The sequence below is a fragment of the Sulfurovum sp. TSL6 genome, assembly GCF_019972115.1.
GTDB lineage: Bacteria > Campylobacterota > Campylobacteria > Campylobacterales > Sulfurovaceae > Sulfurovum.
In genome coordinates, this window is record NZ_BPFJ01000001.1 from 420596 (window position 1) to 436191 (window position 15596).

The 15596-nt window shown below is 37.0% G+C and carries 17 protein-coding genes; 14 read left to right on the forward strand and 3 right to left on the reverse strand.

Features of this window, described 5'->3' with window-relative positions:
• Positions 1–9 precede the first annotated feature (9 nt).
• The gene (locus LDM93_RS02015; protein WP_223890312.1) at positions 10–1227 is read left to right on the forward strand and encodes a CAP domain-containing protein; all 1218 of its coding nucleotides are present in this window, start codon (positions 10–12) and stop codon (positions 1225–1227) included.
• On the opposite strand, the gene sppA is transcribed toward LDM93_RS02015, so the two are convergent.
• Positions 1228–2082, reverse strand: a complete 855-nt coding sequence (sppA, locus tag LDM93_RS02020) for a signal peptide peptidase SppA (RefSeq protein ID WP_223890313.1) — start codon at positions 2080–2082, stop codon at positions 1228–1230.
• Entirely contained in the window at positions 2075–3289 is a 1215-nt protein-coding gene (locus LDM93_RS02025; protein ID WP_223890315.1) for a metal-dependent hydrolase, read from the reverse strand. Before LDM93_RS02025 ends, sppA begins: the two co-directional genes overlap by 8 nt.
• A gap of 62 nt (positions 3290–3351) precedes the next feature.
• Here LDM93_RS02025 and aroQ point away from each other — a divergent pair, with 62 nt between their 5' ends.
• The 12 genes from aroQ to LDM93_RS02085 all read left to right on the forward strand — a co-directional run bounded on the left by aroQ (position 3352) and on the right by LDM93_RS02085 (position 13468).
• Entirely contained in the window at positions 3352–3837 is a 486-nt protein-coding gene (aroQ, locus tag LDM93_RS02030) for a type II 3-dehydroquinate dehydratase (protein WP_223890317.1), read from the forward strand.
• A 69-nt stretch (positions 3838–3906) separates the two neighbouring features.
• Positions 3907–4926, forward strand: a complete 1020-nt coding sequence (locus LDM93_RS02035) for a M24 family metallopeptidase (protein ID WP_223890319.1) — start codon at positions 3907–3909, stop codon at positions 4924–4926.
• Positions 4927–4934: 8 nt separating this feature from the next.
• Positions 4935–5429, forward strand: a complete 495-nt coding sequence (folK, locus tag LDM93_RS02040) for a 2-amino-4-hydroxy-6-hydroxymethyldihydropteridine diphosphokinase (protein WP_223890321.1) — start codon at positions 4935–4937, stop codon at positions 5427–5429.
• Positions 5422–6507, forward strand: a complete 1086-nt coding sequence (locus LDM93_RS02045) for a flagellar biosynthesis protein FlhF (protein WP_223890323.1) — start codon at positions 5422–5424, stop codon at positions 6505–6507. The genes folK and LDM93_RS02045 overlap by 8 nt, the downstream gene beginning before the upstream one ends.
• Positions 6497–6967 (forward strand): hypothetical protein, encoded by a 471-nt coding sequence (locus LDM93_RS02050; protein ID WP_223890324.1) that lies wholly within the window; start codon positions 6497–6499, stop codon positions 6965–6967. The genes LDM93_RS02045 and LDM93_RS02050 overlap by 11 nt, the downstream gene beginning before the upstream one ends.
• Position 6968: 1 nt before the next feature.
• A complete protein-coding gene (gene mnmA / locus LDM93_RS02055; RefSeq protein ID WP_223890325.1) occupies positions 6969–7988 on the forward strand; it encodes a tRNA 2-thiouridine(34) synthase MnmA in 1020 nt (339 codons plus the stop codon).
• A 51-nt stretch (positions 7989–8039) separates the two neighbouring features.
• Positions 8040–8507 (forward strand): DsrE family protein, encoded by a 468-nt coding sequence (locus tag LDM93_RS02060; protein WP_223890326.1) that lies wholly within the window; start codon positions 8040–8042, stop codon positions 8505–8507.
• A 261-nt stretch (positions 8508–8768) separates the two neighbouring features.
• Positions 8769–9875, forward strand: a complete 1107-nt coding sequence (locus tag LDM93_RS02065) for a MotA/TolQ/ExbB proton channel family protein (protein WP_223890327.1) — start codon at positions 8769–8771, stop codon at positions 9873–9875.
• Positions 9876–9879: 4 nt separating this feature from the next.
• Positions 9880–11076: an OmpA family protein gene (locus LDM93_RS02070; RefSeq protein ID WP_223890328.1), complete on the forward strand. Its 1197-nt coding sequence runs from the start codon at positions 9880–9882 to the stop codon at positions 11074–11076.
• Positions 11066–11266, forward strand: a complete 201-nt coding sequence (locus LDM93_RS02075) for a hypothetical protein (RefSeq protein ID WP_223890329.1) — start codon at positions 11066–11068, stop codon at positions 11264–11266. The genes LDM93_RS02070 and LDM93_RS02075 overlap by 11 nt, the downstream gene beginning before the upstream one ends.
• Before the next feature lie 134 nt (positions 11267–11400).
• The gene (locus LDM93_RS02080; RefSeq protein ID WP_223890330.1) at positions 11401–13170 is read left to right on the forward strand and encodes a hypothetical protein; all 1770 of its coding nucleotides are present in this window, start codon (positions 11401–11403) and stop codon (positions 13168–13170) included.
• Positions 13171–13183: 13 nt separating this feature from the next.
• Positions 13184–13468 (forward strand): hypothetical protein, encoded by a 285-nt coding sequence (locus tag LDM93_RS02085; RefSeq protein ID WP_223890332.1) that lies wholly within the window; start codon positions 13184–13186, stop codon positions 13466–13468.
• Positions 13469–13472: 4 nt separating this feature from the next.
• Here LDM93_RS02085 and murA read toward each other — a convergent pair whose 3' ends face one another.
• Positions 13473–14741, reverse strand: a complete 1269-nt coding sequence (gene murA, locus LDM93_RS02090) for a UDP-N-acetylglucosamine 1-carboxyvinyltransferase (protein ID WP_223890334.1) — start codon at positions 14739–14741, stop codon at positions 13473–13475.
• Positions 14742–14984: 243 nt separating this feature from the next.
• On the opposite strand from murA, the gene LDM93_RS02095 reads away from it, so the two are divergent.
• Positions 14985–15542 (forward strand): hypothetical protein, encoded by a 558-nt coding sequence (locus tag LDM93_RS02095; RefSeq protein ID WP_223890335.1) that lies wholly within the window; start codon positions 14985–14987, stop codon positions 15540–15542.
• Positions 15543–15596 lie beyond the last annotated feature (54 nt).

Sequence of the window (15596 nt, forward strand, 5' to 3'; positions counted from 1 at the left end):
GTAGGTATCGTGCGCCATACGTTTCTGCGTTTTTCCCTATTCATACTGTTGCTGTTGGTTTCTCTCGAAGCCAGCAGTGAACACAAAGGGCTTATCTATCTCAATACTATTAGAGAAAAGAGTGGCCTTATCAAACTTAAAACCAATAAAACTTTACAACATGCAGCTACTTCACATGCAAACTATCTCATACATAACCAACAAAACGGACATTACGAAAAAAGAGGAAAATATGCATATACAGGTAGTACACCTTCTGAGCGTGTGATAAAAGCAGATTATCCTTCCACTTTTGTGATGGAAAATGTCTCTATTAATACAGCAGGGCATAAAAAATCCATAGACAACCTTTTTTCCGCGATTTACCATCGTTTTGTATTTTTGGATTTTGATATAGATGAGATAGGTTTTGGGGTTTCATCTAGCAAGAAAAAAAGAAAAGTAAAACATGCATATGTCTATAATATGGGTTCATCAGGTATTGCAGGACTTTGTAATAGATCCTTTACTTTGACACATGGTATCTATTATATGAGTGATATTTGTAAGCAAAGTACCAAGATGATACCTCAGTCACTTTTTGAAGTAACAAAAGATAAAGTACGACGTAAAAACAGAGATATTATCGTGTATCCATACGCTGAACAAAGAGATATCTGGCCTGCTTTTTATAATGAGTCTCCAGATCCTCTTCCTGGTTATAAAGTCAGCGGTTTTCCACTTTCTGTACAGTTCAATCCTGCAAATTATAAACATGTAACGTTGAGATCTTTTCGTTTATATGATGAAAATGGAAAAGAGATAAAAGAAACTAAGATCCTGCAATACAACAGTGATCATAACCATCTTTTAACCGAATTGGAATTTGTACTCATGCCACTGAAAAGACTAGAGTTTGACACAAAATATACGGCAGTATTTGAAGCGGTTGCCGATGGGGCTAAAATGAAAAAGCAGTGGACATTCAAAACAGCCAAACCTGAAGAAAAAATATATAGAGTGAGTGGCAATAAGACAAAACTGACAGTACAGGCAGGTTCAACAGTTTTACTCTACATGGTACCGGGTTCAGGGAAAGATATCTTACATAGTTACCGGTCCAGGGGAGGTATCAATGCCTCATTTCTGGATCAAAATACCTTAAAAGTGACATTCCCGAAGAGACGCTCTTCAGGCAGGGTCAGTTTGGACTTTGGTAAGAAAAAAGTTTTCTTTGATGTACAGTAGTTAGAATGAAGCTTTCAACCCATAAAAATAGTTTTGTAACTGCATCATACCTTTAGTGGAAAACTGTTCCATGAAGCTCTCTAGTTTATCTTTTTCTTTCCATCTTGGATCTGTGACCTTCGCAAGTTTTTCCACTTCTGCCTTGGCTTGGCTTTTTACTCCGACACGGTCTATAAGTCCTGCATCTTTAGCTCTTTTGGCTGAAAATATATGGGCATCTGCATACTCTTTTGAATGCTTTATATCTAAGCCCCGCGCATTCGCTACATCACTGATAAAAAGTTCATAGGTATCTTTGGTCAGTCTTTCGAGTTCAGCACGTTCTTCTGCTGTCCATTCTCTTGTTGGCGTGCCAGCTTCTTTGTAGGTACCTTGTTTGACTATCTGTGTTTTAACACCGATAGTATCCATCAGTTCTTCTATGTTTGCACTCTCCATTATCACCCCGATAGAGCCCACGATAGAGCCTGGATTGGCAATAATAGTATTGGCATAGATAGATGCGTAATAGCTGCCGCTTGCCATCATCCCGGAAGCATAAGCAACCACGGGTTTATGCTCTTTTAACGCTTTGATAGCATAGGCGATCTCAATAGAAGGAGGAACCGCACCCCCGGGTGAATTAATGTTGAGCAGTACACCTTTGATCTTCGGGTCTTTTTGTATCTCTTCTATCTCTTTGAGTATGGCATCAGCATCCATGATGGGACCTGCGAGTTGTATCTCTTGTAGATTGGCAGGCTTTAATTCTGTTGTTGACGTGGGCATAAGAACAACAAAAGCAATGAGCAAAAAAAGCATTCCCAAAAAGTGTTGACCTATCCATTTGATCGCTTTTCCTATAGCACTAAACATATTTTTCTCCTTCTATATAAACTTCTGAAACTTCTTTCGTATGCAAGATACTCCACAGTGCTAACTCATCTGTTCTTTGAGGTGCTTCAGGCAGTGTAACAATTGCAAAGTCCGCAAGTCTGTCTACTTCTATTTTACCACAGTTTAGACCTAATATATCAGCGGCATCTCCAGTGACTGCACGTAGTAATTTTTCGGAAAGTTCTTGGATATGAATGTCGTTGTGTAGCATGATCGCAGCTTTAAGTTCATCGAAGATATTCAGTGAATCGTTGGAACTTAATCCGTCTGTAGCGACAGTAAAAGGGAGGGATAGGTCTTCAATAGCAAGCCTTCCGCACCCCAAGTATCGGTTGGAACGAGGACAATGGGCGATAGTGTGTCCTTTTTGGGCCAAATAATTTAACTCATCTTCCGTTGCCTGTACACAGTGTATGAAATGTGTCGGATAGGTATCAAAGGCATGCATGAACTCTTTGATATTTGTGACCGTCGTGGATGTGTTAAAGTATTTTAGGAAAAATGCTTTGAGTGCACCAGTACTGGATTCGAGCCATTCTCTTTCTGCCTGTGATTCTAAAAAATGCGCACTAAGGGGCATCTTATGTTTTTTAGCTACATTCACTGCTTTTTGCAAGAGTATAGGATGTACTGAATAGGGCGAATGTATCGCTATAGCGGGGATGATACGAGAACTTTTATCGCATGATTGAGAAGCTCTGACACGTTCTTGAAAGTCACCATACAGCATATCTGCGTACATAGCATTTGAACCTATGAGTTCATTAAAGAAGACAACACGTTGAGGGGTTTTTTCACAGACTTCAAGTTCATTACCAAAACTTGAAACAGCCCCAAATGTTGTGATACCTGATCGCATCATCTTTGTACATGAATCTAGCATCATTTCATTGGTACAGGCACCTATAAGTTCATCACGATGATCTATGACAGAGTCAAGCCAAGGTTTAAAAGAGCCATAGACTAAAGATGTTTTATTCGCTGAAAACTCCAAATGTACATGGGTGTTTATGAAGCCAGGGTAGAGTATTGAATGTGGCTCAGTCTGGATGACCTTTGCATCTGGATAACGTTCTACAAGTGCTTCAAGGGTACCAATATCTTTAATGATTTCCGTAAATGCAACTGCTTGATTTTGTACATAGCCATTGGGTGTATAGAGAAAGTCCGCATTTATTATCTTCATTTTGCCTCACATTTAATATATTTAGATAAAATAATACCTAAATTATATAAACAAGGTAGAAAATGAAAATAGTAGTGATCCAAGGTCCGAACCTCAATATGCTAGGAATCAGAGAACAAAATGTCTATGGTCCGATGAAATTAGAAGATATCCATTCACAAATGAAAGCATTTGCTGACCAAAATAAAACAGAGATCGAATTTTTTCAAAGTAACTTAGAGGGTGAGATCGTAGATCGTATTCAAGAGTGTATCGGTGATGCTGATGGTATTATTATCAATCCGGCAGCATATACGCATACGTCTATCGCTATCCGTGATGCTATTGCTGCGGTACAGATACCTACGCTTGAAGTACACCTTTCAAACATTTACCAAAGAGAAGAATTTAGACATAAATCACTGACAGCACCTGTATGTGCCGGTCAAATTTCAGGTATGGGACCGTTTGGTTACCACTTGGCAATGGTTGGTATGACACAAATGCTTTCAGAAGTGGCAGCTATGAGAGAACACCAGGCTAAAACACAAGCAGCACAACAAAAATAATTCTATACTTCTCCTCTCCTCCGAGAGGAGGGCTATACCCCAATTTTAAACTAAATCAAAAGGTCACCTATGAACTACATGCTCAAAGATGAAAATGCTATCTACTATGAATGTGGCTACAGTTGTGATAATGCCCTCTATCTTTCTTTGGGAAGTGAAGCATTTTTTATCACAGACAGTCGTTACACCATCGATGCAACCCAAAATGTAAAAGGTGCAACAGTAGTTATCAATCGTGATCTTTATGGTGAAGCTGTTCATTTACTCAAAAAGGCTAGGGTTAAAAAAGTGGTCTTTGATCCTAAAGAGTGGAGTGTAGATGGTTTTGAGCGTGTGAGTTCCCAATGTAAAGTAAAGTTTGACCCACAGTTGGATTTTTCACATAAAAAGCGTATCATTAAAAGTGATGAAGAACTGAAAATACTTGCAAAGGCAGCAAAACTTGGTGCAAAAGCATTTAAAGCATTAGCCAAAGAGTTTTCTAAAAATGGTTTGGGCGAAAATGAATATACCTTAACATACAGAGCAAAAGGAGCTTTGAGTGATTTTGGCAAGTATGACCTGAGTTTTGATCCCATAGTGGCTGTGAATGCAAATGCTGCGAAACCTCATGCTATGCCAACATCTACAAAACTCACTAAAAATGATCTGCTTCTGGTGGATGCAGGATTGAAATACAAACGTTATTGCTCAGACCGCACACGTACTGTTCAGGCGAATAAAGGTTTTAGGTTTGATACAAAACAAAGTTTTAAACGTAAAAAAATACAAAAAGCCTATGATACGGTTCTCAAAGCACATGACAATGCCATTGCCAAAGCACGTTCCGGAATGAAAGCGAAAAAGGTGGATGCTCTTACCCGTGACATTGTCACGAAAGCAGGTTTTGGTGAGTACTATGTACACTCAACAGGACATGGGGTAGGACTGGACATTCATGAAATGCCTTATATTTCTACAAAATCGGATACGGTGATCGAGGATGGTATGGTGTATACTATAGAACCGGGTATATACATTCCTGATGAGTTTGGTATTCGTATCGAAGATATGGTAGCGATGGTAGACGGTAAAGCTGTTGTCCTGTAGGTTATGCTATGATAAGAAAAAAAATAGACGTAAAAAACACTTTAATTAGAACAAAAGATTTTCCTTGTATCTTATCAAGTCAAAGCGGTTATAGAGCTTTACTAGGTATAGGTGGCAATATCGGTGATGTTGTACGTCGATTTGAACATCTTTTTTACTATTTTAAAAGATCTTCATTACTACGTGTCATAGAGACTGCACCTATAGTAAAAAATCCTCCTTTCGGGTATACAGAGCAGGGAGATTTTTATAACTCTTTAATGGTCATTGAGACTTTTTTAAGTCCCAAGGCGTTATTACGTTATCTGTTGCGTGTAGAAAAGGTTTTTGGGCGTAAACGACTTTTTAAAGACGGTCCCAGAACATTAGATATCGATATTATATTTTATGAAAATGTGAAAATGGAAACAAAAGATTTGACACTCCCACATCCGGGTTGGAAAGAACGAGCGTCAGTATTGATCCCATTATCAATGATGGAAAGGTATAACAATAATGGTTAATGAAACATTTGTAGCTTCTGATCCAAAAAGTGCATACGAACAAGCCGTAGAGAAATACGGAGAGAGTGTTGAACTCATTTCAGCAAAACAGATCAAATATGAAGATGGAAAATTACGTTCTGAAGTATGCATTGCAGTACCAAAAGATCTTTTTATGGAAAGATCTTTTGGTGAAATTTCTACGGAGCATAATGATTCTGATAAAGAAGAAGATGAACTGTTAGAAGAATTGGGTGAACTGAAAAAACAATTATCTTTAATGCAAGAGGAGATGTTAGATTCAGAAGATGAGAGTGTAGTGCAAAAGGTAAAGAAACTTTTCATGAAAAAAGGCATTGCAAAATCTTGGCTGGATAATGCCTTAATGTCATTAATGGGAAATAACATACTTGATGATGCAACCCTGTTGGTTTCTTATTTGCTAGAAGAGATAGATGAGAGCCTGGAAGTACAAAAAGAAACATTGGATGAACCTAAAATAATGATGCTCGTAGGTCCAACAGGTGTAGGGAAAACGACCACTATTGCCAAACTGGCTGCACGTTATGCCTATTTGATGGATAAACCTTACAAAGTAGCCCTTCTAAACCTTGATAGTTATAAAGTAGGTGCTTTTGAACAACTTGCACACTATGCTGATATCATGCAACTTGAACATATTACTGTGGACAGTGTAGAAGGTTTTTCCAAAGGTTTGGAAGATTTGGCTGACTATGATGTTATACTCGTAGATACAGCCGGTATGTCTCCTTACGATACGCAAAAATTTATTAAAACGGTTGAATTTGTTCAAACTGACATACCTAGAAAGTTAGAGGTCAACCTTGTTTTCTCTGCAACGGTAAAATATGAAGATATGGATGATATATATAATAACTTCTCATTCCTGAATATTGACTCTGTCATGATCAGTAAATTTGATGAGACGAAGCATTTTGGGACCTTGCTAAACTTTATGTTATTATACAAGTTACCTATGAGTTATTTCTCGACAGGTCAAGAGGTACCGGATGATCTTATGATTGCTTCAAAAGAGTATCTTTTAGAGCAGTTTATCGGGGACTTAGATGGAGCATGAAACACAGGCTCATCATTTAGCGAGGATAATGCAAAAGCATATATCCTATCCGACGTATGAGTTAACACTGCCACTTGTAAAGGTGAGAAATAATAAACTTAAAAAATTAAATGAAAATGATCTACTTCTTACAGAGATTGATAGTTTAGAATTGTCATTAATGAATGGTAATACTATTTATGCTACTATGCGACTCAGAACGATGAAAAATGCGCATAGAGCAGAAATTGTTCATTTAGCTGAAGATACGATAGAACAGTCTGATAGTAAAAAATATAAAATCCTAAAGATCTCTTTTGGTACAGTGCAAAGTAAAGCGTTGGAAATAGGGTCTAAGATAGATATCACACATTTAGACTTAGAAAAAGTAACGCTTGTATCAGAGGGTAAAATGATAGCAGAGGGCTCTTTGGTCAATGTAGATGAAGAGATAGCAATACAAATAAAGAAAGTGAATTGATATGAAAAAGAAAGTACTAGTGGGTATGAGTGGAGGAGTAGATTCTACAGTGACCTCTATACTCTTACAAAAAGAGGGATATGAAGTTGAAGGTGTTTATATGAAACTCCATCAGAAACCAGGTTATCATGAAGAGAATTTTGCGAAAGCACAAAGAGTAGGTGACTACCTGGGTGTTAAGGTACACTTCCTTGATCTCAGTGAAGAGTTTGATAAGCAGGTTTACAATTATTTTGTGGACAGTTATAAAGAGGGACTTACACCAAATCCCTGTGTCATGTGTAACCGTACGATCAAGTTTGGAAAAATGGTTGAATTTGCAGATAGCATCGGTGCAGATCATGTAGCTACCGGGCACTACATTAAGTGTGATGGCGAATTTATCTATGCTGCTGACGATCCAAATAAAGATCAAAGTTATTTTCTTTGTGAAGTAAAGAAAGAAGTCCTTCCTAGATTAATTTTCCCTCTGGGTACATGGGTGAAACCAGATGTAAAAGCGTATGCAGCCAATATAGAAGTGCTAAAAGATTTTGCAACACAAAGGGAAAGTTCTGAGATCTGTTTTGTGGAAAATACCTATGATGAAGTATTGGCAAGACATATGGATATCGATATGCCTGGTGAAACTATAGATACTGAAGGAAACGTCGTTGGTACACACAAAGGATACATGCATTACACGATAGGTAAACGTAGAGGTTTCTTTGTTGATGGCGCACATGATCCACATTTTGTACTTGACATTAAACCTGATACAAATCAGATCGTTGTAGGTACCAAAGAAAAACTCGAAGAGCATGAGTTTGAAGTCAAACAGATCAACCTTTTTAAGGATCTGACAGAGTTTGATTGTATGGTGAAAGTTCGTTATCGTACCTCTGCAGTACCTTGTCATGTTAGCATCAATGATGGCAGAGCCAAAGTTACACTGGATGAGCCGGTATTTGGACTGGCTAAAGGTCAGATAGCAGCATTTTATGAAGAGGATAAGTTGATCGGCGGCGGAGTGATCTGTTAGATATCTAAGAGGCAAGAGGTCACAAAATATAATAGTATAAAGGGGTGTCTTATGAGAATAGTTACAAGAATATGCATCACATTACTGCTAAGTTTAGGTTTCGCCTATGCAGACACCGCAAAAGTAGTTTATGATCTGACAACTGGAGACAGTAAAAAAATAGAAAAGCATCTTATAAACAGTCTAGATGCAGTGGCTAAATATTATAAAAAAGAGCAAAAAGAATTAAAAGTCATGGTAGTTATCTCGGGGAATGCTTATAAATATTTTATCAATGATTTGAAAGCATCTCCTTATAAGGAAGATCAAGATGCTATTGAAGCTCAGGAAAAATTTAGACATCGTTTACAAGACCTCAATGATGCTTTTGGCGTAACGTTCAATATGTGTTCAGTAGGAATGAAAGCAAGAAAGATAGATAAAGATATACTTTACAAGTATGTACATGCAGAGCTTACGAAGAGTGTTTATCTTATTGAAGCACAAAATAACGGATATGCCTATATGCCTATTCATTAACTGCTTCTATCTTATTTTAATAGTAACAGGGGTAATGACAAGCCTTGAAGAAAAGTAGTTAACGAAAAAATGGAAGCTGAAAGAGAGAGTGAAACTGCTATGTCTCGTGGAGAAAACAGTCTAAACTAAATAGAGCCGCAGTCTTCTAAGGCAGATCATACCAGCCAGACTAGAGAAAAAATAAGTTAAGACCCAAGGCTATTATATTCTTGTTTAACGATTTAGGATATAATCATTTAATTCATTCTATCAGGATATTTCATGCAACAGTTCGACCGAAAAAATTCTACCTCATGCATTCAGCATTCATTGGCTATATTATTGATACCTTTTCTTTTTCTGCTAGGATTGGTACTTGCTTATTTGGGTATATTCCCTGTCAATGTTGAGACGCATACATTGGGGATAGTAGCATTTATATTTGTGGTATTTGTAACTTTTGTAAGACATAATGCAAATTACGCAGTGTGTCATATGAAAGGATCTTTTGCCAATATGGAAGAGATGCTACAGGTAGCATTACGAGAAAATGCATTGACGATCATGGGTAAGACCAAATCTACCTTACATGTTCAAGACTTTATTACTGAGTACTATCAGGATATTCGTAATGACAATTTTGCACGTGTAGCACCTTCTGTCTTCCCTATGCTGGGTATTTTGGGTACGTTTATTGCTATTGCCTTGTCTATGCCTGATTTTACAGTGAAAGACCTTGATGCTCTTGATCGTGAAATTTCTATACTGCTTTCGGGTATAGGTACGGCATTTTATGCATCTATCTACGGTATTATGCTCTCTCTTATCTGGACATACTTTGAAAAAAGAGGTATTGCAAAAGTAGACAAACAGATCTTTGATCTGGAAAAACTGTATGGTCAGCGTGTTTGGAAAAGATCTGAACTGATCAAACATGAGCACATGCAGAGTGAGCTTAAAGACCAACAGATCGTTCAGACACTTAAAGAGACATTCAATATGGACTTTATTAAAGAACTCAATGATCAGTATCTTAAAAATTTCACAACGATAGTCCATGATACGACAAACAGTTTTACAAAGCTGACGGTACATATGCAGGAAGCCTCTTCAGAATTGCGCGATACACTTGAGAACATTCATCACAGGCAAGCAAGTGTTCATGCAGTTAAAACTATGGAAAACAATATCGAAGGGTTCAATAAAAATGCTCAAAACCTTCAAAAATCTATGGAACGCTTTGATGGTTCCGTGGATTATACATTTGAGAAGATTGATGAAGAACTTGGACAGGCTGTTGAAAAGCTTGCAGAATTTGCACGTATCATCTCTGAGCAAAATGAAGAGATACTTGAAAATATGGCTACACTAAAACAGCAAGAAAAGTAAAAAGATGTTTAGAAACGACAAAACGAACGCAGAGAGCAATTTCTGGATATCCTATGCCGATCTGATGGCAGGATTACTTTTTGTTTTCATTTTACTTATTGGTGCGATCGTATCAAAATCTGTTATATTGAAAGCTGACCTGCACAACAAAGAAGATAGGCTTTCAAAGCTCTCTGAAACACTTGATGTTAAAGAGTATTCTTTGGCAAAAACTCAAGCGCTTTTATCTGAAAAAGAGAGACTATTGACCCTTCGAAATGCACGTATTGCCGAAGATGCGATCAAATTGTCTGAAGCTGAAAAACAACTGCAACTTCAAAATGCGCGTATTGCAAAAGACCAGCTACAGTTGGCTAAAAATGAAAGAATGTTCAAGCTTCATATATCTGAAATAGACAAGTTGAATAAACTGTTACTCGAAGCAAATGCAAAACAGGATCTACTTAGCAATAAAATTGTCATTGCCCAAGAATTACTGGATAAAAACAAAAATGCATTAGACAAAACGACTAAAAGTTTAAAAGAGTATGAAGGGAAAGTGTTGATTCTTTCTAACGAGTTGAATGAGACGAAGAATACGGTAAAAATAAAAGATGAAAAACTTTTAACGCTCCTGAATGCACTTGATGAGAAGAAGACAAAGTATGATGAGCTGGTGGCAAATCTTCAGGCACAAAAAGCGAAGATCAAGTCTCTTACAGGAATCAAGCTTAAAGTGGTGGCTGCACTGAAAGAGGCATTGGGTGAGAATATCGATATAGATAAAAAGACGGGTTCACTCAGACTGGCTTCTAACATACTTTTCGGAAGTGGAGAAGCTACTCTGAAGCCAGAAGCGAAAGTAGAGCTTAAAAAAGCATTTGAAGAGTATATTGGTACCCTGATCACTAATCCGAGTATCAAACCACATCTTGATAAGATCATCATTGAAGGACATACGGACAGTGTGGGATCATACATTTATAACTTGAATCTTTCGCAAAAACGTGCATTGGCAGTGATGGAGTATCTGCTTACGTTGAATTTCACGAAAAAGCACAATATTCAACCGCTTATGATCGCTTCGGGAAGAGCCTATCAGGATGCGATCATTGTAGATGGTGTAGAAGATAAAGAAGCTTCAAGACGTATAGAGATCAAATTTAGACTGAAGAATGAAGATGCGATGCATGAGATAGAAAAGGTATTAGATGCGCAGTGATTTTAAACCTGTGTATCTAAAACAGGCAAATGATAAACTGGACAGAGACCTGGTATCTTTAAAACAAGCTCAAAAAGAGAATGATATACCTAAAGATGAAAACGTTCAAATCTCTTTATGGCAAAAATTCTTAGGGTTTTTCAAAACCAATCCTTCTGAGTTACCTGAAGACCTCTATAAGGATAAATAAACGTAATATCTCCTAGTAGATGAATTTATTACGCTCATTTTAAGTTTCACAATTATTTCACATAACTATTCTATAGTATGCTATACTATGAGTATTATGATTGTATTAAAGATGTTGAATAAAGGAATATTACATTGCGATTAAATAGTTTATTAACATTATTTACCATAGCACTTACGCTAAGTGGTTGTGGTGGAGGGGGAGGTGGATCAACAGCTACTGATCCTATACTACCACCAACAGAGATAGATGTAAATGTTACTATCACTGATGACTATCAGGTTGAAAGCTTAGGCACTGCCAATACAATTAATGCAAATGTATCAGTAGGAAATACAGCCAAAGATCTTTATTTAGTACTTAGTAATTCTGCTAATGTACCAGGTAGTACAACTATTACACATAATCCTAAAATTACAGCAGAAGCTCAGGCTAAAATTATTTCACCTACTGTTGTTACAGAAAAACGACGCATTCTCCATCATCCTGATTATGTACAAGACTTTAATTCTCAAATAGGTACATTGTTTTCCAAAGCAGAATCAAGTCAGCGTCAGGCTAAAATAATAACTGTCACCGATAAAAATCAAGATATAGTTGGGAATCAAACTTTTTTTTGTGTGAATATTAATCAGGACAATGGAGTTTGTTCAGAAACAACTCTTGCTACCTCAAAAAAAGTAGTTTCAGGTATTGAAACTGCCTATGGGCCTAAAACACTCAATATTTGGGTTTCAAATGATAGTTTCAGTGGCCCAGATTGTACAAAATCTAAATGTATAACAGATACAATGGTAGATGAGCTTGCTAATACTTTTTTATTAGATGTAGATGGTTTGAATAATGATATTTATGACTGGGTCACTAATGTATATGGAGAAGAGTGGACTAATGCTGCACAGATTGAATATAGTAATCTTATAGGTGAAAATGATGAAATTACTATTTTACTTACAGATATAAATAATGATAACAGTGCTAATGGAGGAGTTATAGGCTTTTTTTGGTCAAAGGATAACTTTAAAACTTCTTCAATTCCAGGTTCTAATGAAAGGGTAATGTTTTATATCGATTCTGTTATGTTTGCTAATGAAGATGGTTTATCATGGGAGATAGATGATTATTGGCCTAAAGAGACAATCTCAACACTTGCACATGAATTTCAACATATGATTCATTTTTACCAGAAAACAGTTTTACTTGCAAATGATAATACCGATACATGGATCAATGAAATGCTCTCAGAAAGTACTGAAGACCTTATTGCTACTAAGATCCGGCATATTGGTCCACGTGGTGTTGATTACCTGGATGGAAGTGCTGGTGATCCAGATAATACTCTAGGTAGATATCCACTTTTTAATGCAAATAATACACTTACATTACCTGCATCGACTGGTCCATTAGATCAAAATGGTAACCCGACTTTTGTTTTAGCTGACTATTCTAAAGTGAATGCATTTGGAGCATACCTCCTTAGAAACTACGGAGGGGCAAAACTACTTCATGATATCATGTATAACAGCTATACAGATGTAAGAGCTGTAGTTTCTGCTGTCGGTTCAGGGAAAACATTTGCTAACTTACTCAGTGAGTGGGGTGTTGCAGTCATGCTTTCAGATCATATTAATTTGTCTAATACACCTTTTTATAATACGGGTGATTTTAGCTATGATGATTATAATGGTATTACTTATGAATTGGGTTCTATAAACTTCTTTAATTATATTCTTTTGGATCAATTTAGTAATATAATACAAGATGGTCCAAAAATATATACAACATCAGGTACCGTTCAGCCTCAAGGGAATTACTACTATAAAATAGGTGATAATTTAACGGGTGATCTTAATATTACGTTAGAGCTGAATGGTCAAACCGAAGCAACATTAATAGCTAAATAGAAGAAGGGTATGTATGAAAAAAATGTTTATTGGACTGAGTCTTATAGGATTATTTGTCGGATGTGCACAAGACAATGTGATGGAGCTTGAGGGAAGGGTAGCAGTGAAAGGCTCTGAACCCCATACATACCTGAGTATTAAAGACACGAAAACCCAAACCAGTTACAAGATACATAACCAAGCCAAGTTTGATCTGACAAAAAAACAAAATAAAATGGTTAAAGTTAAAGCTGTAGTTGTCAAGGAAGCTATAGGTCCTGGCTTTCCTGCAGTGATAGAAGTCGTAGAGGTCCAATAGACTTCTATTTACTCTCTTTCTTTCTTACGATATTTGCTCCCAGTGCAGCAAGTTTGCCTTCCAAATTATCATATCCCCGGTCTAAGTGATAGATACGTCTTACATTTGTTGTACCTTCTGCCACCAGTGCTGCTAGAACAAGTGCTGAAGAGGCTCTGAGGTCTGTTGCCATCACATCTGCTCCATAAAGCTTTTCAACACCTTTTACAGCTGCTGTACTCCCTTTGAGCCAGATATCTGCACCTAGACGGTTTAGTTCACTAACATGCATAAAACGGTTTTCAAAGAGACGCTCCTCTATAAGACTTTCACCTTCAGCTATGACCGCAAGCGCCATGAATTGTGCTTGCATGTCTGTAGGAAAGCCCGGATACTCTATGGTAATGAGATTTACAGGTTTGAGATTCTTAGCCGGATGAATGGTAATACTCTCATCACCCAGATCAAAGGTACAACCCATATGTTCCAGTTTGTCGATAGATGCTCTTATATGATGATGGTTTACTTTATTGAGTGTGATCGTAGAGTGAGTGATAGCTCCGGCACACAAATAGGTTCCCGCTTCGATACGATCAGGTATGATCTCGACCGTTTTAAAGGTAAGTGGTTTTCTGTCCGTACCTTCTATAGTAAGTTCATTAGTACCAATACCTTCTATTTTAACACCTGCATCACGTATCATTTCACAAAGTTGTACGATTTCAGGTTCTTGAGCTGCATTAATAATGGTTGTAGTACCTTTTGCCAATGCTGCTGCCATGACGATGTTTTCCGTACCGCCTACAGTGATCTTGTCGAAAATGATCTTTGCACCTTGAAGCCCATTGGGTGCTTCAGCACGGACATAACCGCCTTTGATCTCTATATGTGCACCCATCTCTTCAAGTGCTTGGAGGTGAAGGTCAATAGGACGTTGACCAATGGCACAACCACCAGGAAGACTCACTTCACATTCTCCAAATCTTGCAAGCAGGGGACCTAAAACCAAAATGGATGCTCTCATCTGAGAAACGATCTCATAGACCGCTTTGGTGGAAGTGATAGAACCATTGTTGATCTTTGCTACGGTTTTATCATGCTCTACTGTGCCGCCAAGCATCGTCAGTAATCTAAGGAGAGTGCGGATATCTACCACATTGGGTAAGTTTGTTAATGTGACTTCTTTGTCACTAAGTATGGTTGCTGCAATGACGGGGAGGGCTGCATTTTTGGCACCACTTATGGTGACATTTCCACTTAACTCTTTTCCACCAACGATCTCTAAATAATCCATCAATTCTATCCTCTAATATCTTTATAGGATTCTACCTAAAAATCTATTAGAAGCTACCAATTCATGATAAGAAATCCATTATTTATACTATATAATATTATAATTATTTCCTCTTTTTAGATTAAAAAATAAAAAAATTGATATTATTCACTATTATTTAACCAAGCTATAACATGATGTCTTGTATTATATTTAATAATATGTACTCAAGAACGGCCACAGGCCACATTTTAAGGGAAAAGAATGTCGAGTAATTTAGATAAATTAAAAGCACTTACGAGTCGCTTGGAAGATAAGATCGAAGAAAAAGAAAAAAAGTCTTCGGTTGTATCTACTGAGCACAAAGAAGTGCCAAAAACTAAAAAACAACCACCGGTAAAAGCTGTTAGTAAAGTAGCTGAAAACTATGACAATGTTCGTGAACAGAATATTGTACGTGTGAAAGAGCTTTATGAAAAACTCAAAATATTTGAGAAGTCACCAGACTTTGATAAGATCTTTATGTATAAAGCGATGAACCTGTCTGGTATTGGTTTAAAAGAAGATGACTTTGGTGAAGTACGTGAAGGTAAATATATCCAAGTTATAGCTATCACTTATGAACCAGATAAGCATGGTAAAAAGAAAGCTAAGAATATCTCTTTAGGATATTTTGGTAAAGCTGAGACTTTAGAGAATAAACTCAAAAATGAGATCATTGAGTTTGTTTTACGATGGCGTTATGAAAAAGCGTTCCAAAATGTAGAGCATTATAAAGATCTTATAGCACGTGTTGAAGTACCATCTGATACTCTGTTTTAAAATTTAGGGAATTTTCATTTCCCTATCGCTTCACTAATCAAAAATTTGCTACAA